Source organism: Streptomyces tailanensis (genome assembly GCF_008386495.1).
Taxonomy (GTDB): domain Bacteria; phylum Actinomycetota; class Actinomycetes; order Streptomycetales; family Streptomycetaceae; genus Streptomyces; species Streptomyces tailanensis.
This window is the reverse complement of record NZ_VTHJ01000077.1, coordinates 1-20,777: the sequence shown is the minus strand read 5'-3', so window position 1 is coordinate 20,777 and position 20,777 is coordinate 1. Positions and strand designations below refer to the sequence as shown.

The following is a 20,777-nucleotide window of genomic DNA, read 5'->3' as shown; positions in this document are numbered from 1 at the left end:
CTAGGCCGTACGCGCAACCCCCGCGTGCCGCTCCAGAAACGCGGAGACCCCAGACGCCCTCCGATGCGGCAACAGCACCCGCGCCGTCCCTGCCAACATCTGCTGCACCCGCGAGGACTGGACCTCGTCCAGGAAATCGAGCACCCGCATACCGGCCGCCGCGGCCTCATCGGGCCGCCCCCCACGCGCGAGATCATCCGCGAGCTCCGCGGTGTACAGCGCCTTGTTCCGCGTGAAGTGCGGATTCTGCAGCCCGGCGGCCCGCCGAGCGTGCCGCGCCGCCCGACGCCAGTCCCCCAGCGTGGACCAGCACTGCGCCTCCAGCCCCTCCAACTCGGCCTCCCCGTAGAAGCTCATCCACTCCGGATCGGCGTCGGAGGTCCCACGCGCGTACAGGGCCTGCGCCCGGGCCAGCGCCTGCTCGGTCCCCGTACGGTCGGCGAGCCCCGCCCAGCCGCCCGCCTCCCGCAGGGCCAGCAGCGACATCAGCCGCGGCGAACCGAGCGGCCGCGCGACCCGCTGCGCCGCCTGCGCCGCCCGTACGGCCTCCCGCGGCCGCCCCGCGTCGCGCGCGAGGAAGGCCGTGTTGCAGAATGCGTGCGCCTCCAGGCCGGGGTCCCCCGACATCCGGGCCGTGGCCAGCGCCTCCGCGTAATGTGAGCGGGCGTCGTCGAAACGCCCCGAGTCATGGGCCAACCAGCCCACGGAGATGGCGAGTTCGCCCGCCCCCGCGTACAGCCGGTCGGCGGTGCTCTGCCGGGTGGTGCCCGCGTCGAGCAGGGAGTACGCCGCCCGCAGCGGCGCCGAGGCCCTGCGGTAGAGGCCGTCCGCCCCGTGCCGGTCGTCGAGCAGCCGGATCTTGCGTACGGCCGCTTCGAGGGCGCCCGCCTCCGCCGTACCCGCCCGGTGGACGGGACGGCCCTCGGCGGACGCCGTGCCGCCGAGGGTGACGGGGCCGATCGAGGCGGCCGCCATCGCGGCCGTACCCCCGGTCATGAATGCGCGACGCTGCACGTCGCTCTCCTCGTGGTTCTGGTACGTGTGCTGCGTGTCCCGCCAGCCGCGCATGTAGCCCGTGTCGCCCCGCGGATCCCGCATGTCGTACATCTCCTGCGTGTCATACGGCTCGTACGCCCCCTCCGTCTCACCCCTCGCACCATGCGAGGCGTGCGAACGGCTCTTGGTGCGAGAGGAGGGCGCCTCCTCGGCGGGGCGCGCCCCCCGACCGCGTACCTCTGCGCGGGGCGCGAAGCCCAGGTCGGTCAGTGTCCGGCCGGGGAACATATGCAGGAACACCCGCTCGTACGCGTAGTTGGGACAGCGGATCTCGCCCGCCTCGACCCTCCCGATGTAGCGCGCGTCACAGCTCACCCGCTCACCGATCTCACGCGCGGCCCGCCGTACCGCGGCGGCGAACTCGCCAGGCGAACGCTGCCCGCGCAGCTGCCGAAAGGCGAGGTTCGGCCGCTGTGGCCGGGGGGACTGGGTTGAGGTCACCGATGACGACGCCATGGCCGGGCCCTCTCTCGCGAACCGTCGAACCGTGCCGGAACGGGGAGGAGTCGTCCGTGTCCCGCATGGTTGATTCCGCACGGTTGATTCCTCTGTGTCCGGCGGGCAAGAACGTACCGGCCCCGCCAGTGCGCCGACGCGAGGTTTGGCTACAAACCGGATATCTCATCCTTGATCTGCCATGAACTGCCATCCTTTGCGGCGCAGTTTCGCCGTAGCCGTTGACGTACTGGCGCGTTGGGCAGCGTGGACCGGGAGCGCTGGCTTGTATGTGTGGGAGGCCCGGATGAAGAACGTCGAACCCCGTTCCGAGTGCGACCTGGTGACCGTGCCCGCGCGGCAGGGACTGGAGGCGGTCGACATCCTCCGCCGCGGTGCCGTCGACGCGGCGGGGCCCGTCATGACGGTCGGTCCCGTTCTGCACGACGACACGTGTGACACGCTCGGGTTTCTCGTCCCGCCGGGTACGGCGGACGCGTGGGACATGCCGGGCAGTACGTGTACGCAGAGCGACGGCCGGGGGGCGGTGTTGGTGCCCGCCGATGGCGCGGACTGGCTGTTGCCGCCCGGGGAGGCGGACCTCGCGACGGATCCTGCGGTGCTCAGGGCTGCGCTGGGGGAGGCGGCTCGGATGATCGAGGCGGCCGACAACTGCAGGTGAGGGGCGCGCTGCCACTGACCGGCGTGTATGTCGTCCTGCCTCGATAATGGGTCAATGGGCAGGTCGAAGAAGGGGGCGGCGCGGCGGCAGGCCGCTGAAGCCGTTGTCGAGCAGGTTGATGGCGGGCTTGCCGAGCTGGTGCCCGATCGGGAGCGGGCGCGGGCCTGGACGTTGCTTGTCGACGGGGCGCCGCAGTCGCATGTCGATCTCGATGATCCGGCGTATCTCTCCTTCGAGTATCAGCGGCGCCTCGGGCATGTGATCGATCTTGTCGCGCCGCCAGGTCGGGCCGTGCACGCCGTTCATCTCGGTGGGGGCGCTTTCACCCTCGCCCGGTATGTCGCCGCCACCCGGCCCCGCTCCACCCAGCAGGTCGTCGAGCGTGATGCCGCCCTGGTTCAACTGGTGCGCCGTGAGCTGCCGTTGGATCCGAACGTGCGGATACGGGTGCGGTCGGTGGACGCGCGGGAGGGGCTTGCCAAGGTGCCGGATGGATGGGCGGATCTGGTGATCGCGGATGTGTTCAGCGCGGCGCGCACTCCGGCGCATCTGACGTCGACGGAATTCCTCACGGAGGTACGGCGGGTGGTGAAGCCCGGCGGGTGCTACGCCGCCAACCTCGCCGACGGGCCTCCGCTCGCCCATCTGCGCGGCCAGATCGCCACCGCGGCGGCCGTCTTTCCCGAGCTGGCGCTCGTCGCCGACCCGACCGTGCTGCGGGGCAAACGGTTCGGCAACGCGGTCCTCGTCGCCTCCGACCAGCCGCTGCCCGTCGCCGAGCTGACCCGCCGCGCCGCCTCCGACCCGCACCCGGCCCGGGTCGAACACGGCAAGCCACTCACCGACTTCACGGGCGGCGCGCTGCCGGTGACGGACGCGGCGGCCATCGCCTCGCCGGCCCCGCCCCCGTCGGCGTTCCGCTGACCTCTCGCCGCCCTCCAGGGTGCGATCTGCGGCTCCGCCGCGTGGGCGCGACCAGCCCCCCCACCCACCCGCACTCGCCCGATAACCTCAGCCTCCCGAGCTCTCCACGCACCCGCCTCACCCGCCGCGGCGATCACGATTCGACACATGACGGTTACGTTTCAACAAAGGCAGTCGAGAGCTCTTGACGTTTGATAGGACAAACGGCTGTTATTGCGCCCACGAATGTTCGGTCAAGTTGATTTCTGGTTGATTTCGACTGGATCTTGACGACGAAGGCCATCGACGACCGAACCCCGTCTCCAGGGAGCCGCAATGCACGTCACACCCTCCGGTCTCTCCGTCCCCGGCACCAGTCGCCGCACACTGCTGCGCGGCATGGGCGGCGCCGCGGCACTCGGCGCGGGTATACCGCTGCTCAGTGCCTGTGGCGGCAGCGGTACGGCCGCGGACCCGAAGACCGTCACGGTCGGCTCCAACGCGTCGGACGCCGTGCCGAAGAAGGCGTTCGCCGACATCTACGCGGCCTTCACCAAGGACTCCGGGCTCAAGGTCGACGTCAACACCAAGGACCACAACACCTTCCAGGAGCAGATCAACTCCTACCTCCAGGGCACGCCGGACGACGTGTTCCACTGGTTCGCCGGCTACCGGATGCAGTTCTTCGCGGCCAAGGGTCTGGCCACCCCGATCGACGACGTGTGGAAGAGCATCGAGGGCAACTTCCCCGACGCGATGAAGAAGCTCTCCAAGGGCGAGGACGGCAAGTACTACTTCGTGCCGCTGTACACGTACCCGTGGGCGCTCTTCTACCGGAAGAGCGTCTTCCAGGAGAAGGGCTACGAAGTCCCCACCACCTGGGACCAGCTGGTCGCGCTGTGCAAGCAGATGCAGAAGGACGGCCTCGTCCCGATCGCCTTCGGTGACAAGGACGCCTGGCCCGCGATGGGCACCTTCGACCAGCTCAACTTCCGGGCCAACGGCTACGACTTCCACGTCGAGCTGATGGCCGGCAAGGCCTCCTGGACCGACGCCAAGGTGCGCAAGGTCTTCGACCTGTGGACCGAGATCCTCCCCTACCACCAGGACGGCGCCGTCGGCCGCACCTGGCAGGACGCCGCCCAGACGCTGGCGTCGAAGAAGGCCGGCATGTACCTGCTGGGCACCTTCGTGGGCCAGCAGTTCACCAACGAGGCCGACCGCGAGGACCTCGACTTCTTCGCCTTCCCGGAGATCGACCCGGCGTACGGCCAGGACACCGTCGAGGCGCCCACCGACGGCTTCATGCTCTCCAAGGCGAAGAAGAACCACGAGGGTGCGGTGAAGCTGCTGGAGTACCTGGGTACCCCGGCGGCCGAGGAGATCTACCTCAAGTCCGACCCGAACGTCGTCGCGGCCTCCACCAAGGCCGACACCTCCTCGTACAGCGCCCTGCAGAAGAAGGCGTACGAGATGATCTCGGGTGCGAAGAGCCTGACGCAGTTCATGGACCGTGACAGCCGCCCGGACTTCACCTCCACGGTGATGCAGCCCGCGCTGCAGAAGTTCATCCGTGACCCCAAGCAGGTCGACAGCATCCTCTCGTCGATCGAGCGCCAGAAGAAGACGATCTTCGCCTCCTCATGACCAACGCCGACACCACCATCGAGAAGTCGGGTAACCCGGAGGAGGCCGCCGTGCCGCCTCCGGGCTCTGCCCATGTCCCCGCCAAGAAGGTCCCGCAGGGCCACAAGCGCCTGCTCACCAAGCGCGACCGGCTCACGCTGAGCCTGATGGCGGGCCTGCCGACGATCCTGCACATCGCCCTCGTATGGGTGACGGCCCTCGCCTCGATCCTCCTCGCGTTCACCACCTGGGACGGCATCGGCTTCGCCTCGATCACGTGGGTCGGGCTGGACAACTTCAAGGAGCTCTTCACCAACAACCCGCAGTTCTGGCCGGCCGTCGAGCACAACGTCGTCTGGTTCGTCGTCCTGATCCTGATCCCGACGCCGCTGGGCCTGTTCCTGGCCGTGCAGCTGGACAAGAACATCCGCTTCAGCCGCGTCTACCAGACGGCGTTCTTCCTGCCGGTCGTGCTGTCGATGGCCGTCATCGGCTTCGTGTGGCAGCTGGTCTACAACCCCGACACCGGCCTGATCAACAGCCTGATCGGGGCCAACGAGCCGGGCAAGTACATCGACTGGATCGGCGACCCGGACCTGAACCTGTGGGCCATCCTCATCGCCGCCTCCTGGCGCCACACCGGCTACATGATGATCCTCTACCTGGCCGGCCTCAAGGGCGTCGACCCCGCACTGCGCGAGGCCTCCGCCCTGGACGGCGCGGGCGAGTGGCAGACCTTCAAGAACGTCGTCTTCCCCACCCTGCGCCCGACCAACACCATCGTCCTGGTCGTCACCATCATCGAGGCCCTGCGCGCCTTCGACCTGGTGTTCGTCTTCAACAAGGGCGCCGAGGGCACGGAACTGCTGTCCATCCTGGTCACCAACAACATCATCGGCGAGTCCAGCCGCATCGGATACGGCTCCGCCATCGCGGTGGTCCTGCTGGTGATCTCCCTCGCCGTGATCATCCCGTACCTGATCGCCACCTTCCGGAAGGAGCGGCGCGCATGAGCACGGCCCTCACGGCCAAGCGCACCCCCGTGCGCCCGGCCCGGATCCTGCTGCACCTCTTCCTCGCCGGAGCGGCGCTGACCTGGCTCGCCCCGCTGCTGTGGGCCGTCTACGCGGCGCTGCGCCCCTACGGGGAGACATCCGAGAAGGGCTATGTGTCCTGGCCCGACACGCTGACGTTCGAGAACTTCACGAACGCCTTCACACAGTCGGACATGACGCACTACTTCGGCAACACGCTCATCATCGCCGTTCCGGCGGTGCTGGTGACGCTGTTCATGTCGTCGATGGTCGCCTTCTACGTCAGCCGCTTCGACTTCCGCGTCAACCTGTTCCTGCTGCTGGTGTTCACCGCCGGCAACCTGCTCCCCCAGCAGGTCATCATCACCCCGCTGTACCGGCTGTACCTGCTCATCGACCTGCCCGGCATCACCATGAGCGGCAAGCTGTACGACTCCGCCCTCGGCCTGGTGCTGATCCACGTGGCGTTCCAGTCCGGGTTCTGCGCCTTCGTGCTGAGCAACTACATGAAGATGCTCCCGCACGAGCTGACCGAGGCGGCCCTGGTCGACGGCGCGTCGGTGTGGCGGCTGTACTGGCAGATCACCCTGCCGCTGTGCAAGCCGGCGATGGCGGCCCTGGCGACGCTGCTGTCCATCTGGATCTACAACGACTTCTTCTGGGCCCTCGTACTGATCTCCACCGGCGAGAACATGCCGATCACCTCGGCGCTCAACAACCTCTCCGGGCAGTACTTCACCGATCCCAACCTGATCGCCGCCGGCGCCCTGATCACCGCTGTACCCGTCCTGGCCGTGTACTTCCTGCTCCAACGGCAGTTCGTCGGCGGCCTCACCCTCGGCGCCAACAAGGGCTGACGCAGCCTTCGAACAAGGGTTGACGCAGCTTCGTATCGGTGTGGCGCCGGGCTCACAGGGCCCGGCGCCACCCGTTCCTGACCTCTCCCGAGAGAAGAACCACCGTGCCCCACCCCTTCACGCCGGTCGCCTCCGTACCCGTGGACCCGCACACCGCGCGGGTCCACGAGGAGGGCTGGCAGTCCTGGAGCCCCAGCGGCGCGTACGCGCTGGATACGGCCCCGTATCGCCCGACGAACGACAACTGGGTGACCGTCTGCTACCGCCCCGGCCGTACCGTCCCCGCCGGCACCTTCCATGGCGAGGGCCTGATGGCGCTCGACCCGGGCGACGGCTCACCGGTACGGCTCTGGGCGGCACCGGAGCCCACGGCCGAGGTCCCGTCGATCCGTCTCGTCGTCCGGGACGGCCAGGCGGAGGTCAGCGCCGACGGCCCCGTGAAGGAGTTCACGGGCACGGACATCCAGACGGTCCTGGCGGACTGGGCCTCGGGCCTCGGCCTTGAGGCCCCCCGCCAGGCCCCGACCGTCTGGTGCTCCTGGTACGAGTACTTCACGAACGTCACCGAGGACGACATCCACGAGAACCTCCGTGCGATGGACACCCTCGACCTCCCCATCGACGTCGTCCAGATCGACGACGGCTACCAGAAGGCCCTCGGCGACTGGCTCACCCTCTCCGGCCGCTTCCGCTCCCGCGCGGGCATCGCCGACGCGATCCGCGCCCGGGGCCGCCGCGCGGGCATCTGGACGGCCCCCTTCCTCGTCGACCCGGCGAGCGAACTGGCCGCCGAGCACCCGGACTGGCTGGTCAGGGACCCCTCGGGCGACCCGCTGCACGCGGGCCGCAACTGGGGCCACGACCTGTACGTCCTGGACACCACCCACCCCGAGGCCGCGGCGTACCTGACCGAGGTCTTCACCACCCTCCGCTCCGAGGGCTACGACTACTTCAAGGTCGACTTCCTCTACGCGGGCGCGCTGGACGGCGTACGACACGCTTCGGTGGACGCGCTGGCCGCGTACCGTTCCGGTGTCGAACTGATCCGCTCGGCCATCGGCGAGGACGCGTACCTTCTCGGCTGCGGCGCCCCGATCCTCCCCTCCATCGGCCTGTTCGACGCGATGCGGGTCAGCCCCGACACGGCCCCCCACCGCCGCCCCGAGGCCGACGACTACAGCCAGCCCGGCCAGGACCCGGCCGAGTTCACGGGCGCCGGCCGCCAGTGGCAGCACGGCCGCCTCTGGATCAACGACCCGGACTGCCTGATGGCCCGCCCGGCGGTGGAGACCCGCGAACGCTGGGCAGCACACGTAGAGGCGACGGGTGGCCTGATGGCGTCCAGCGACCGCCTCCTCTCCCTGGACACCTGGGGCGTCGAGACGACTCGCCGCCTCCTGACGGGAGGCGCCAAGTGAGTCGCACGCTGAAGGTCCCCGGCATCGCCTACGGCGGCGACTACAACCCCGAGCAGTGGCCCGAGGAGGTCTGGGCCGAGGACGTACGCCTCATGCGCGAGGCCGGCGTCAACATGGTCAGCGTCAACATCTTCGCGTGGGCGCTGCTGGAGCCGTCGGAGGGGACGTACGACTTCTCCCGCCTGGACCGCATCCTGGCCCTGCTCCACGAGAACGGCATCGCCGCCGACCTGGCGACCCCGACGGCGGCCCCGCCGGCGTGGTTCTTCCGGGCCCACCCGGAGGCGCTGCCGGTGGACAAGGACGGCCGCACGCTCTCGTACGGCAGCCGCCAGACGTTCTGCCCGTCGAGCCCGGCGTACCGCGAGGCGGCCCTCCGTATCGCCCGCGTGCTGGGCGAGCGTTACGCGGACCACCCGGCCGTGGTCATGTGGCACGTCCACAACGAGTACGGCTGCCACAACGGCGAGTGCTACTGCGACACGAGCGCGGCGGCGTTCCGGGTCTGGCTGCGGAAGAAGTACGGCGACGACCTGGCGGCGCTGAACGACGCCTGGGGCACGACGTTCTGGAGCCAGTGGTACTACGACTGGGACGAGATCATCCCGCCCCGCGCGACCGGCGCGGTCCCGAACCCGACCCACCAGCTGGACTGGCGCCGCTTCTGCTCGGACGAGCTCCTGTCCCTGCTGAAGGCGGAGCGGGAGGTGCTGCTGGAGGCGGCGCCCGACACCCCCGCCACCACCAACTTCATGGTGATGTACAACTTCGACAAGCTGGACTACTGGCGGTGGGCCCCGGAACTGGACGTGGTCTCGAACGACCACTACCTCCAGTCCACGGACCCCGAGTCGGAGATCGACATCGCCCTGAGCGGCGACCTGGTGCGTTCGCTGGCGGGCGGGGCGCCGTGGCTGCTGATGGAGCACTCCACGGGCGCGGTCAACTGGCAGCCGGTGAACCGCGCGAAGACGGCGGGCGAGCTGCGCCGCAACGCCCTCGCCCACGTGGCCCGCGGCGCCGACGGCATCGCGTACTTCCAGTGGCGGGCGGCGAAGGCGGGCGCCGAGCAGTGGCACTCGGCGATGCTCCCGCACGCGGGAACGGACAGCCAGATCTGGCGTGACGTGGTGGCGCTGGGCGCGGACCTGGGTTCGTTGGCGGAGGTACGCGGCAGCCGGGGCGTGGCCGAGGTGGCCGTCGTCTGGGACTGGAACGCCTGGTGGGCCCTCGAACTCCCCTCCCAGCCCAGCGCCGAGGTCCGCTTCCAGGGCCTGATCCGCACCTGGTACGAGCCCCTGTGGCGGTCGGGCGTGGCGGTGGACTTCGTACGCCCCGACGCGGACCTGTCCGCCTACAAGCTGGTCCTGGCGCCGAGCCTGTACCTGGTGGACGAGGCCGGCAAGGCGAACCTGACGGACTTCGCGTCCGGCGGCGGCGTCCTGGCCGTCGGCTTCCACAGCGGGGCCGTGGACGAGAACTGCCACATCCGGCTCGGCGGCTACCCGGGCGCGTTCCGCGAGGCGCTCGGCGTGCGGACGGACGAGCTGTTCCCGCTGCTGCCGGGTGACGCGGTGGAGCTGAGCGACGGCGGTACGGCGACGCTGTGGTCGGAGCGGGTCGCCCTGGCCGGCGCGGAGGCGGTGACGTCGTACACCTCGGGCCCACTGACCGGGACCCCGGCGGTGACCCGTCACACGTACGGCTCGGGCACGACCTGGTACGTGGCCACCCTCCCGGACCCGACGACCCTCGCGTCGTTGCTGTCCCGCATCCGCGAGGAGGCGGGCGTCGAGCCGGTACGCACGACTCCCGAGGGCGTGGAGGCGGTACTGCGCCGGGGCCCCGACGCGGACTACCTCTTCCTGATCAACCACGGTGAGGAAGACGCCGATGTCGAGGTAGCGCCGAGGGCTGTGGAGCTGCTGACGGGCGAGAAGATCGAGGACGGCGTTCCGGCGCGGGTGGCGGCCGGGGGCGTGGCGGTCGTACGCGAACCACGCTGACGATCACCGATCGCGGCTGGACAGGGCTGTGGCTCCCCAGTGGGGGAGCCACAGCCCTTCGCTGTATCCGCGCCGTATCCGCGTCCATGCGCAAGCTCCACTTCGGACAATGACCGAGCGGTAGCCGTCCACGATGGCGGCTGTACGAAATCCGCAGGTCGTCCATGGCCCTGCTGCTCATGAGAGATCCGGGAAGCGCCACATACCGGCTTTGACCCGGGCGATCTCGAAGAACCGCATCCGGACGTCAGGTGCGAAACCGCAGCTCACCGATGCGTACACCCGCACCCCGCCCCGCACACAGCCGTGCTGCCGCGCACAGCCGTGCGCTGGATCTTTGACATCCCCAGGCAAGGACGCTCATGACCTCGACGAACGAAAGCAGAGTGGCACCCGCCACCGACCAACAGACTCCCCCTGCCTCCTCGGGCCTGCACGCGGGCCTGAAGAATCGGCATCTGTCGATGATCGCGATCGGCGGTGTGATCGGGGCCGACCTGTTCGTCGGGTCGTCCTCGGGTATCGCGACCGCCGGGCCGGGCATCCTGCTGTCCTGGTCGTCTTCTCCTTCATGGGCTCGGAGATCGCCACGCTGGCCGCCGGCGAGACGGAGGACCCGCAGAAGGCGGTGACGAAGTCCACCAACAGCATCATCTGGCGCATCGCGGTGTTCTACCTCGGCTCGATCTTCGTAGTTGTCGCCCTGCTCCCCTGGAACGACCCCACGGCCAAGGACAAGGGCTCCTACGTCGCGGCCCTGGACTCCCTGGGCATCGCCCACGCCGGGCAGATCATGAACTTCATCGTGCTCACCTCGGTGCTGTCCTGTCTGAACTCGGGCCTGTACACCGCCTCCCGCATGGCCTTCTCCCTCGGCGAGCGCGGGGACGCCCCCCGCGCCTTCGGCCGGACCAACGCCCGTGGGGTGCCGATGACGGCGATCCTCGCCTCGGTCGCCTTCGGCTTCCTCGCCGTCATCCTCAACTACTTCTTCCCCAAGGACGTCTTCCTCTTCCTGGTCAACTCCTCCGGCGCCGTAGCCCTCTTCGTCTGGCTGGTGATCTGCTTCTCCCAGCTCCGCCTGCGCCGCATCATCGAACGCGAAAGCCCGGACAAGCTCGTCGTGAAGATGTGGCTCTACCCGTACCTGACCTGGGCCACCATCGGCCTGATCCTCTTCGTCCTGGCCTACATGCTCACCGACAAGGAACACGGCAACCGAGAAATCCTGCTCCTGTCGCTGCTGGTCGCCGCGATCGTCGTCGGCATCGCCCTCATCAAGGAGAAGCTGACCGGGGGACGCGCTCCCAACGAGGTCTCCGACAAGGTCACCACCGGCTGACCCATCTGTCGCCGTAGTCTGAGGGAGTTCTCACAAGGCTCGCTCAGACCCGTTTGAGGTGAAAGTCTCGCTCTCATGAGTGAGATCTCGCACGGCATCGGCGAGGGCCCAGCCACCAGGTTCAGCGTGCTTCTTCCGGAGGGGACGGCAAGGGCTGTACGCGAACGCGTCGGCAAGCGTCAGCTCTCCGCGTTCATCGCCGAAGCGGTGGAGCGTGAACTGCGCGGCCGGATCCTTGACGAGTACCTGGCCGACTGTGAACAGCGCAATGGTTCCGTCTCGCTTGAGGTTTCGGAGCCTCGCCAGGGTTGCTGACGTGGATTACCCCTGGCTACTGCGGACGGAGATCCTGACGCAGGATGAACCCCGTGCCCATGATGGTTGTCGAGATCCACGTACCGCTGCTGCCGACGCCGAACCTGCCGGACGGTGCCTACCCGTTCCCGTGGATCGAGGAGGTCGAGGGCTTCCTGGCCGATCTCGAAGACCAAGGCGAGGTAGAGGTCTTCGACGACGGAGAGGACCACGGGGATGCCTACGTCTTCTTCGTCACCAGGGCCGGTGAAGCGCATCTCCTGGCCGTGGCTTCCCGCGTGGCCACCCTGCCCGGAGTCCGGCAGGGACCTTCGCCGTCGTCAGTGACGACGCGGCCGAAGAGTTCGGGCTGGGGAGACGGGTAATGCTCCACCTGCCCACGGCCTGAGGCCCAGTGCCGGTTTGCACCACGTGCCAGGATTCACCGCATCGGGCTGTCGGCTTTGAGGGCGTGCAGGAACTCCGCCAGGACCTGCGGGGTCGCCATGGCGATCGCGTCGGGCTGGTCGCTCTCGCGGAGGTGGATGCGGGACGGGGTGGCTGCCGCCAACTCTATGCAGTTGCCCTCGCCGCCTGTGCTGAAAGACGACTTCTGCCAGGTCAGTTGAGGCATGGCGGTTCCCCTCAGAGGTCGTACATCACGTGTTGGATCAGGCTCAGTGAATCGCGGGACTCGTGCGACTCCGGGGCCGATTCCGGGTCAACCGGAGCCAGCGCCAGCTCCGAGAGCCGCTCGAACATTCTCGCGTACTCGTCGAGTTGGTCCACGTCCCTCAGGAAGATTGAGCCCGTTGGATGCTCCAGGTAGACGGTGTCCAGTTCGGGGGCATCGCCTCCGTACATGACGAACGACTGGGTGTGTGCGGAGTAGATCCCCGCTGTGAAGGGGCACACCTGAACGGTCACGTTGGGTAGCCGGGAGACCTCCATCAGCCGAAGAAGTTGTCTCCGCATGACCGCTGGACCGCCTACTTGAGTGTGAAGCGCGGCTTCATGGATGACCGCGCGGTACGTCACCGGCTTCACGCCCATGAGAACTTGCTGGCGTGCCAGGCGGAACTCCACGTATCGGTGGGTACGTTGGGGATCCCCTTCCGTTGTGTCGAGGACCGCTCGGGCGTACTCCTCGGTTTGGAGCATTCCGGGGATGACGAGCGGCTCGTGCGTGCGCAGCGTCGTCGACCGGGATTCGAGTTCGGCCAGATTCCGAGCTGCCGGGCCGATCGTGTCGTTGAACGCGTCCCACCAGCCTTTGCCGTTCTCCTGAGCCATCGCCATGATCCCCTCGAACAGAGGGCCTGGGGGGCAGCCGTACTCGCGTAGCAGCTTGTAGAGCCGATTGCGTGAGACATCGATGCGTCCGGCCTCGATGTTGCTGATGCGTGTGCGGTCCGCGTCGAGCAGGACGCCGGCCTGTTCGCCGGACAGTCCCGCGCGGTTGCGCAGCTTGCGGAGTTCCAGGCCGAGGCGGCGTTGACGCTCGCTGGGGTGGCTCCTGGGTGGCATGTGTGACCTCCTCGCACGGCAGTCTGCATAGCCAAACTGCCGTCGTCCACAAAGTCGTTCGCCAGTCACTCACACCGGTGACAAGGGGCGGAAACGGTTGCAACTTCATAAACGGGTTCTCTACCGTCATGGTCAACCCAACCACCCCGCGTCACGAGGAAGTACCCCCGCCCTCCAGCCAGTTGCCGAGGCCCGGACCTGGTCACCGCGTGCACGCTCAACCCCGCCGGACAACCCCACCGAAGGGAGCCAACCCCATGGACGTATCCCTCGTTTTCCCGCCCCACCCCGCCTGGGTTCGTACCGCCCGCGACGCGATCCGCACCCTCCTGAGCGCCTCGGGCCACCCCGAACTCACCGACACCGCAGTCCTGTTGATCTCAGAAGTCGTCACCAACGCCATCAACGCCTGCACGGCGAAGGGCTGCGCCACCCCCGTCACCCTCCACGCCGGCTGGCCCGACCCCGCCCGCCTCCGCGTCCTCGTACACGACGAAGCCCCCGGCCTACCCGCCGTCCGCCCCACGACCGACGGCGACGAGGACGGCCGGGGCATGCACCTCATCTCGTACGGCGCCGACGCGTGGGGTGTGTGCACGCATGGTGCGGGCCAGGGCAAGGCCACGTGGTTCGAGGTGGGGCGGGGATGCTGACCCGGGTGCCCTCGGGTGATACTCCCGATACCGTCACCGCTGATATCGTCGAAGGCATGCCGAAGATCACCGTTGAACTCACCCCCGAAGAACTCGCCGAGGTCAACGAGCATGCTCGCAGCCTCGGCAAGTCCACCCGTGCCCTCGCGCACGACCTGCTGGTGGCCGACGCGCAGCGGGCGGCGTTCCTGCGGAGCGTGGACAAGGGCATCGAGATCGGAATGGCGGCCTTCGCCGACGCGCCGGAGGGATGGCGTTGAGCTCGATCATCCGCGTCGACGTGGGCTGGATCCTCGACGTTCAGTCCCGTGTGGCTCCGCTCAACATCGACATCACGGACTGGGGCGCTCTGGCCGCCATGGCCGGACGGCACCGGCACGAGCAGCCCGCCGGGACGCTGTATTACGAGGAGGCCGCGTCCCGGGCAGCGACGTTCTGGCACATGGCGATCCGTCTGGAGCCGTTCGCCGACTACAACGCCGTCATCGGATGGGCCTGCGCGTACGCCTACATGGATGCTTCCGGTGAAACCGTCGATCCGCCGTCCCCGAAGGACGTGTACCTGGCCTCTGCGGCGATCCGCTCCCATGAGGCGAACCTGCGTGACACGGCCCGAACCCTGAATGACTGGCATGCCTGATTCAGTGTCCCGGCCGCTGGCCCGGCTCGCAGCACGGGCGGACGCAGGTGACTTCGACATGTTGTTGGACAAGGAGACTATCGACGTCTCCTGCCCTTGGCACCCGGGGCTCGGTACTCCCCTAATTGCACCGAGCCCCGGACCCCCGATCCTCCGGAGGCCCCCCGCCCCCGGCCTACGCCGAGGCAGTAGCCAGCGGCGGCAACGCCCCCGTCTTCGCCGCCTGGGCATACCAGTACGCGCTCGACTTGGGCGTACGAGTGAGCGTCCCGTAGTCCACGTACACCGCCCCGAACCGCTTCTGGTAGCCGTACGCCCACTCGAAGTTGTCCAGCAGGGACCACAGGTAGTAGCCGCGTACGTCCGCCCCCTCGGCGATCGCGCGCCGCACCGCCCGCAGATGCCCGTGGAGGTAGGCGATCCGCTCGGGGTCGTGGACGCGGCCGTCCGCGTCCATCTTGTCGTCGTACGCCGCGCCGTTCTCCGTCACATACAGCGGCAGGCCCGGGGCCTCCCTCGTGTACCGCATGATCAGCTCGTGCAGGCCCGTCGGGTCGATCGTCCAGCCCATCTCCGTGCGCTCGCCCGGCGTCTGGTGGAACAGCACGTCATCCGCGCCCGGCCACGGCGAGTGGTCGCTCGCTCCGTGACCGTCCGCGCGCGGGCCCGCCACATCCTTTGCCGCGGCGCTCACCAGGGCCGGCGTGTAGTAGTTCAACCCCAGCGCGTCCAGCGGCTGGTTGGCGACAGCCACATCGCCGTCCTGCACGAATGACCAGTCGGTCAAGGACGACGTCGCCGCGAAAAGCGACTCCGGGTACGCGCCGTGCAGCATCGGCCCATGGAACACCCCGTTCGCCAGGTCGTCGATCTTCCGGACCGCCGCCAGATCCGCCGGGGTGTCCGAGAACGGCCGTACCACCGACGAGTTCAGGCTCACCGCGACGCTGTTGCGGGACGGCATCACCGAGCGCAGCGCCGAAACCGACATCCCGTGCGCCACGTTCAGGTGGTGGGCCGCGCGCAGCGCCGCCACCGGGTCCGTACGGCCCGGGGCGTGCACCCCGGAGCCGTAGCCGAGGAACGCGGTGCACCACGGCTCGTTCAGGGTGATCCACTGCTCGACGCGGTCGCCCAGCGCCTCGCCCACGATCCGCGCGTAGTCGGCGAAACGGTGGACGATGTCGCGCTCGGGCCAGCCGCCCGCGTCCTCCAACTCCTGGGGGAGATCCCAGTGATACAACGTCACCGCGGGCTTGATGCCCTTGGACAGCAGCTCGTCCACCAGGCGGCGGTAGAAGTCCAGGCCCTTCTGGACGGCCGGGCCCCGGCCCGTCGGTTGCACACGTGACCAGGAGATCGAGAAGCGGTACGAGTTGAGGCCCAGCTCCGCCATGAGCGCCACGTCGTCGCGGTAGCGGTGGTAGTGGTCGACAGCGATGTCACCGTGCTCGCCACCGGCCGTCTTGCCCGGCGTATGGCTGAAGGTGTCCCAGATGGAGGGCGTACGGCCGTCCTCCCGCGCCGCCCCCTCGATCTGGTACGCGGAGGTCGCCGCGCCCCAGAGGAAGGCGGGAGGAAAGGTCACCGGTGTGGTGGGCTCAGGCATGGAAGCGCTCCCATTGGTGGTCGTAGAGACCGACGAGGTGAGTGGGGGGAGGAGAAACGGGCTGTGCGCGGGGGCCGAGGCGGCGGTGACCCGGCCCCCAGGGAGATCGAGCGACGAGCGAGATCGAACGACGAGCGACCGCGGGCCTCAGCCCTTCACCGCGCCCTGCATGATCCCGCCCACGATCTGCTTGCCAAAGATCGCGAACACGACCAGCAGCGGCAGCGTGCCGAGCAGCGCGCCCGCCATGATCAGTGCCTGGTCGGGGGTGTAGCCGCGGCCGAGGCCGGCGACGGCGACCTGGACGGTCGGGTTGCCGGTCTGGGTCAGGACCAGGAACGGCCACAGGAAGTCGTTCCAGGTCTGTACGAACATCAGCATGCCCAGGACGGCCATCGCGGGACGCGCCGCCGGGAACACCACATGCCAGATCACCCGCCAGCTGCTCGCGCCGTCGACCCGGGCCGCCTCGATGATCTCGTCGGGCAGGGCCTGGAGCAGGTACTGCCGCATGAAGAAGACCCCGAACGCGCTGACCAGCGAGGGCAGGATCACGGCCTGGAGCTGGTCGGTCCAGTCCAGTTTGGCGACCATCATGTAGAGAGGGATCACCTGGAGTTGCGGCGGCACCATCATCGTGCCGATCACGATCAGCATCAGGGCGTTACGGCCCTTGAAGCGGAGTTTCGCGAAGGCGAAACCGGCGATCGTCGACAGGAAGACGATGGTCAGCGACGAAACGCCCGCCACGATCGTCGTGTTGAGGAACGCCTCGCCCAGATTGGCGTCCTTCCAGGCCACTTCCAGCTTGTCGAAGAGGTTCGCGCCGAACCAGAACGGCGGCGGGGTCTCCGCCAGCCGCGCGTTGTCGCGGGAGGCGGCGATCGCCGTCCAGAACAACGGGAAGATCGACACGAGGGTGAACACGGCGAGGATGACGTACGCGATGGGACCCGCGTGATGCTGCCCGCCCGCGCGCGCCGCCTTCAGCCCGCGCCTGCGCCCGCCGTTCTTCGGCGGCTTGGGCGGCACGGCGTCGGCCGGGGGTTTGGTGAGTGTCGTCGTCACGGCCGGTCTCCTAACTACTGGCGCGCAGCCGGCGCGAGATGACGTAGTTGACGATTCCGACCACGATGAGGATCAGGAACATCGTCCAGGCGATGGCGGAGGCACGGCCCAGGTGCTGGTTCACCCAGCCCTGCTCGTACATGTACAGGCCGAGCGTCTGGAACTGGTGCTGAGGGCCGCCGGACGCGCCCTTGTTGGCGTCGAACATCAGCGGCTCGGCGAAGAGTTGCGAGGCGCCGATGGTCGACACGACGACCGTGAACAGGATCGTCGGGCGCAGCGACGGCAGCGTCACATGGATGAACTGCTTCCAGCGGTTGGCCCCGTCGAGGGCCGCCGACTCGTACAGGTCCTGCGGGATCGCCTGCATCGCGGCCAGGTAGATCAGCGCGTTGTAGCCGGTCCAGCGCCAGATGACGACGGACGAGACGGCGATCTGCGCGTACCACTTGTCGTTCTGCCAGTCGATGTTGTCGATGCCGAACAGACCCAGGAACCAGTTGATCATGCCGTAGTCGCGGCCGAACAGCAGCACGAAGACGAGGGTGGCCGCGGCGATCGACGTGGCGTACGGCGCGAGCATCACGACTCGGAAGAAGTTCGAGGCGCGCAGCTTGTAGTTGAGGAGGTGCGCGATGCCCAGCGCCATCATCAACTGCGGGACGGTCGAGATGATCCCGATGGTGAAGGTGTTCTTCGCGGCGTTCCAGTAGAACTCGTCGTCGAAGATCCGGGTGTAGTTGCGCAGCCCCGCCCACTCCATGTCGGTGGGCGCGGTCAGCTCCACCGTGTGCAGCGAGGCCCACGCCGTGTAGATCAGCGGGAACAGGCCGAACGCGACGAAGAGCATGAAGAACGGCGAGACGAACGCGTACGGACTCCAGCGCACGTCCCGCTGCCAGCGGCGGGACAGCCGGGCCCGCTTGCGGAGCGTCTCAGGTGACTCGACGGGCGGACGGGCCGGGGCCGCGCCCCCCTCCTTGACGGGGGGCGCGGCGGCGGTGTCGTGCCGGGTGGCCATTACCGGTCACTTCTCCAGGTTGTTGTCGATGGTCTTGACCGCGTTGTCCCAGGCCTCCTTGGGCGACTTGCCCTGGGTCACCAGGATCACGCCGTTGTCGGTCAGACCCTGCTGGATGATCTGGTCCTTCGGGCCGATCACCTGGACCGGGGTCTTCTCGGCGAGCGGCGCGAAGATCTGGCCGATCGGGGCGTCACCGGTCATCTTGTTCTTCGCGTCCTTCACCAGCGGCAGATCGTACGCGGCCTGCGCGCTCGGGAAGCTGCCGCGCTTGCTGAACAGCTTCGCCTGCTGCTCGGGAGCGGTCAGCCAGGCGGCGAGCTTCGCGGCCTCCTCGGCGTTCTTGCCCGACTTCGGCACGGCGAGGAAGGAGCCGCCCCAGTTGGCGGTCTTCGGCGGCACGGCCACGTCCCACTTGCCGGCGTTCTCCGGCTTCGACTTGCTCTCGATGTAACCGAGCATCCACGGCGGGCAGGCCATCGCGGCGAACTTGCCGTTGGCGATCGTCGTGTCCCAGGCCGGCTGGAACTGCGTCTGGTTGCCGATCAGCCCGGCCTCGGCGGCCTCGGCCGTCAGGTCGAACGCGTCCTTGATCGCCTTGTTCGTCTTGTAGATGACGTTGCCGGAGGCGTCGTAGAAGCGCTCCTTCTCACTGCCCATGATGGCGTTCAGCAGACCGCCGGGGGAGTCCATGAAGGTGGTGCCCTCCGGGGCCTTCGCCTTGTAGTCCTTGCCGACATCGACGAGCTTCGCCCAGTCGCCCTCCCACAGCTTGCCGACCTCCTCGCGGTCGCTGGGCAGACCCGCGGCCTCGAACATGTCCTTGCGGTAGCAGATGCCCATCGGCCCCGTGTCGGTACCGAGCCCGACCGTCTGACCGCTCTCCGTGCTCCCCTGCTGCCACTTCCAGGGCAGGTAGTCGCTCTCCTTGCCGTACTTGGAGAGGTCCACGAACTTGTCGGCGTAGGTGTTCACCACCTCGTTGATGTTGCCGACTTCGATGCCCTGGATGTCCGCCAGACCGCTGTTGGTGGTGAGGTGGTTGACCAGCGGCGGGTAGTAGTTCTCGTTCCGCTCGATCACGGTCTGGTCGATGTCGATGTCCGGGTTGAGCTTCTCGTACTCCGTGTAGAGCCCGGCCTCCTCGAAACCGAAGCTGCCGAAGAGGCCAAGGGTGATCTTGGTCTTGCCGGCGCCGCCGCCCGACGAGCCGCCTTCCTCGTCCTTGCCGTCATCGGCACAGCCGGCCAGCAGCCCGGCGCCCAGCGCGGCGACGGCCGCGATGACCACCGACTTTCGCGTACTGCGGGCGATACGGGTGCCCCCGCCCGACCGCAGCCGAGAGTGGGGGAGGGTACGTGCTCGCATTGCGTCCTCCTGATGCCCTGACGTGCCGACCCCCCGGCCAACTGCGTTGTTGGGCCCGTTTGTTGCTAGCTGCGGCTCGGGCGGGGAACGTGCGGGATGTGTAAGTGCCAGGTACTGTGGGAGCGCTCCCACAAGTGATGTGTTGAAGAGTCGTCGGTTCGTGCGGGGGTGTCAAGGGAGCGGGCGCAGAGATGTGCCTTCGGTTATCGGGCTGTTAGCTAACCCGGGGGGAGGGGGTGGGGCCGGGCCGCATCAATTGGCAGTTGCGTCCCACCTCCGGATCGCGTTCATCGCGAATCCGTGGGACGAATCTGCCAATCGCCGCCACGGGCGGGGGCGGTCCCGGACGTCGTACGAGGATCAGGACTGTTAGATTCCACGCCAGCGGGGTGTGAACGGGAGGCGACCATGGTGGCAGGCCACGGAGCACGGGGCCGCAGCGGCCGCCGGCCGACGCTGGAAGAGGTCGCGGCCCGGGCCGGTGTCGGCCGCGGCACGGTGTCCCGGGTGATCAACGGCTCGCCGAGGGTCAGCGAGGCGACGCGCGCGGCGGTCGAGGCGGCGGTCGCGGAGCTCGGTTACGTCCCGAACACGGCGGCCCGCGCCCTCGCGGCGAACCGCACCGATGCGATCGCGATGGTCGTCCCCGAGCCGGAGACCCGCTTCTTCGCGGAGCCGTACTTCTCCGACATGCTGAAGGGCGTCGGCGCCCAGCTCTCCGACACGGAGATGCAGCTCCTGCTGATCTTCGCGGGCGGCGACCGGGAGCGCCGCCGGCTGGCCCAGTACCTGGCGGCGCACCGCGTGGACGGCGTCCTTCTGGTTTCTGTACACGCGGACGACCCGCTGCCCGATTTGCTTTCACAACTAGAAATCCCGGCGGTGATCAGCGGCCCCCGCTCGGAGCACGAGACGCTCCCCTCCGTCGACTCCGACAACTACGGCGGCGGCCGCTCGGCGGTGGAACACCTGATCGAACGCGGCCGCACCCGGATAGCCACGATCACCGGCCGCCTGGACGTCTACGGCGCCCAGCGCCGCATCGACGGCTACCGCGAGGCCCTGGCGGACGCCGGCCGAGAGGTCGACGAGCGCCTGATCGTTCCCGGCGACTTCACGGAGGAGGGCGGCCGCAGGGCGATGACAGAACTCCTGGCCCGCTGCCCCGACCTGGACGCGGTCTTCGCCGAGTCCGACGTCATGGCGGCCGGCGCCCGCCAGGTCCTCCGTGAGGCCGG

At 68.4% G+C, this 20,777-nt stretch carries 21 protein-coding genes and 1 pseudogene; 15 read left to right on the top strand and 7 right to left on the bottom strand.

The features are described from left to right. Complete coding sequence (locus F3T56_RS39860) at window positions 1-1,512, bottom strand: NsdA family TPR-like regulatory protein (protein WP_149830355.1); 1,512 nt, start codon at window positions 1,510-1,512, stop codon at window positions 1-3. Window positions 1,513-1,798: 286 nt separating this feature from the next. On the opposite strand from F3T56_RS39860, the gene F3T56_RS39855 reads away from it, so the two are divergent. From F3T56_RS39855 to F3T56_RS39810, 11 genes and pseudogenes are all read left to right on the top strand, one after another. After that, a complete protein-coding gene (locus F3T56_RS39855) occupies window positions 1,799-2,173 on the top strand; it encodes a hypothetical protein (protein WP_149830354.1) in 375 nt (124 codons plus the stop codon). Between the two features lie 54 nt (window positions 2,174-2,227). Next, entirely contained in the window at window positions 2,228-3,097 is an 870-nt protein-coding gene (locus F3T56_RS39850) for a spermidine synthase (RefSeq protein WP_149830353.1), read from the top strand. A gap of 315 nt (window positions 3,098-3,412) precedes the next feature. Continuing rightward, entirely contained in the window at window positions 3,413-4,723 is a 1,311-nt protein-coding gene (locus F3T56_RS39845; protein ID WP_149830352.1) for an ABC transporter substrate-binding protein, read from the top strand. Continuing rightward, window positions 4,720-5,715 carry a carbohydrate ABC transporter permease gene (locus tag F3T56_RS39840; RefSeq protein WP_149830351.1) on the top strand — a complete coding sequence of 332 codons (996 nt, stop codon included), beginning with the start codon at window positions 4,720-4,722 and terminating at the stop codon, window positions 5,713-5,715. The genes F3T56_RS39845 and F3T56_RS39840 overlap by 4 nt, the downstream gene beginning before the upstream one ends. Beyond that, window positions 5,712-6,593, top strand: coding sequence for a carbohydrate ABC transporter permease (locus F3T56_RS39835; RefSeq protein WP_149830350.1), 882 nt, complete (start codon window positions 5,712-5,714; stop codon window positions 6,591-6,593). Before F3T56_RS39840 ends, F3T56_RS39835 begins: the two co-directional genes overlap by 4 nt. A gap of 104 nt (window positions 6,594-6,697) precedes the next feature. Continuing rightward, window positions 6,698-8,011, top strand: coding sequence for a glycoside hydrolase family 36 protein (locus F3T56_RS39830; protein ID WP_149830349.1), 1,314 nt, complete (start codon window positions 6,698-6,700; stop codon window positions 8,009-8,011). After that, on the top strand, window positions 8,008-10,017 hold the full coding sequence (locus F3T56_RS39825) for a beta-galactosidase (RefSeq protein WP_149830348.1): 2,010 nt from the start codon (window positions 8,008-8,010) through the stop codon (window positions 10,015-10,017). Before F3T56_RS39830 ends, F3T56_RS39825 begins: the two co-directional genes overlap by 4 nt. Window positions 10,018-10,379: 362 nt before the next feature. After that, the gene (locus F3T56_RS50370; protein WP_425473729.1) at window positions 10,380-10,649 is read left to right on the top strand and encodes a hypothetical protein; all 270 of its coding nucleotides are present in this window, start codon (window positions 10,380-10,382) and stop codon (window positions 10,647-10,649) included. Further along, a pseudogene (locus tag F3T56_RS39820) lies at window positions 10,568-11,359 on the top strand (amino acid transporter); the annotation flags it as partial. The gene F3T56_RS50370 and the pseudogene F3T56_RS39820, both read left to right, overlap by 82 nt. A gap of 75 nt (window positions 11,360-11,434) precedes the next feature. Beyond that, a complete protein-coding gene (locus tag F3T56_RS39815) occupies window positions 11,435-11,674 on the top strand; it encodes a hypothetical protein (protein WP_149830347.1) in 240 nt (79 codons plus the stop codon). Between the two features lie 53 nt (window positions 11,675-11,727). Next, window positions 11,728-12,039, top strand: a complete 312-nt coding sequence (locus tag F3T56_RS39810) for a glutathione S-transferase family protein (RefSeq protein ID WP_246204328.1) — start codon at window positions 11,728-11,730, stop codon at window positions 12,037-12,039. A 56-nt stretch (window positions 12,040-12,095) separates the two neighbouring features. Here F3T56_RS39810 and F3T56_RS39805 read toward each other — a convergent pair whose 3' ends face one another. Together F3T56_RS39805 and F3T56_RS39800 are read right to left on the bottom strand one after the other, a co-directional pair. After that, a complete protein-coding gene (locus F3T56_RS39805; RefSeq protein WP_149830346.1) occupies window positions 12,096-12,287 on the bottom strand; it encodes a DUF397 domain-containing protein in 192 nt (63 codons plus the stop codon). A gap of 11 nt (window positions 12,288-12,298) precedes the next feature. Next, window positions 12,299-13,180, bottom strand: a complete 882-nt coding sequence (locus F3T56_RS39800; RefSeq protein ID WP_149830345.1) for a helix-turn-helix domain-containing protein — start codon at window positions 13,178-13,180, stop codon at window positions 12,299-12,301. Window positions 13,181-13,437: 257 nt separating this feature from the next. On the opposite strand from F3T56_RS39800, the gene F3T56_RS39795 reads away from it, so the two are divergent. The 3 genes from F3T56_RS39795 to F3T56_RS39785 are packed head-to-tail and all read left to right on the top strand — an operon-like array spanning window position 13,438 to window position 14,473. Further along, window positions 13,438-13,833: an ATP-binding protein gene (locus tag F3T56_RS39795; RefSeq protein WP_149830344.1), complete on the top strand. Its 396-nt coding sequence runs from the start codon at window positions 13,438-13,440 to the stop codon at window positions 13,831-13,833. Continuing rightward, window positions 13,827-14,093, top strand: a complete 267-nt coding sequence (locus tag F3T56_RS39790; protein ID WP_149830343.1) for a hypothetical protein — start codon at window positions 13,827-13,829, stop codon at window positions 14,091-14,093. The genes F3T56_RS39795 and F3T56_RS39790 overlap by 7 nt, the downstream gene beginning before the upstream one ends. After that, entirely contained in the window at window positions 14,090-14,473 is a 384-nt protein-coding gene (locus F3T56_RS39785) for a hypothetical protein (protein ID WP_149830342.1), read from the top strand. The genes F3T56_RS39790 and F3T56_RS39785 overlap by 4 nt, the downstream gene beginning before the upstream one ends. A gap of 175 nt (window positions 14,474-14,648) precedes the next feature. Here the strand turns inward: F3T56_RS39785 and F3T56_RS39780 are convergent, their stop codons facing one another. The 4 genes from F3T56_RS39780 to F3T56_RS39765 form a co-directional block, all read right to left on the bottom strand. Beyond that, the gene (locus tag F3T56_RS39780) at window positions 14,649-16,082 is read right to left on the bottom strand and encodes a GH1 family beta-glucosidase (RefSeq protein WP_149830341.1); all 1,434 of its coding nucleotides are present in this window, start codon (window positions 16,080-16,082) and stop codon (window positions 14,649-14,651) included. A 147-nt stretch (window positions 16,083-16,229) separates the two neighbouring features. Further along, window positions 16,230-17,150, bottom strand: a complete 921-nt coding sequence (locus F3T56_RS39775) for a carbohydrate ABC transporter permease (RefSeq protein ID WP_149830340.1) — start codon at window positions 17,148-17,150, stop codon at window positions 16,230-16,232. 10 nt (window positions 17,151-17,160) lie between these two features. After that, window positions 17,161-18,171 (bottom strand): carbohydrate ABC transporter permease, encoded by a 1,011-nt coding sequence (locus F3T56_RS39770; RefSeq protein ID WP_149830339.1) that lies wholly within the window; start codon window positions 18,169-18,171, stop codon window positions 17,161-17,163. 6 nt (window positions 18,172-18,177) lie between these two features. Continuing rightward, a complete protein-coding gene (locus F3T56_RS39765) occupies window positions 18,178-19,539 on the bottom strand; it encodes an ABC transporter substrate-binding protein (RefSeq protein WP_149830338.1) in 1,362 nt (453 codons plus the stop codon). A gap of 411 nt (window positions 19,540-19,950) precedes the next feature. On the opposite strand from F3T56_RS39765, the gene F3T56_RS39760 reads away from it, so the two are divergent. Next, window positions 19,951-20,777 (top strand): LacI family DNA-binding transcriptional regulator (locus tag F3T56_RS39760; RefSeq protein WP_149830337.1); only part of this gene is annotated, 827 nt, incomplete at its 3' end.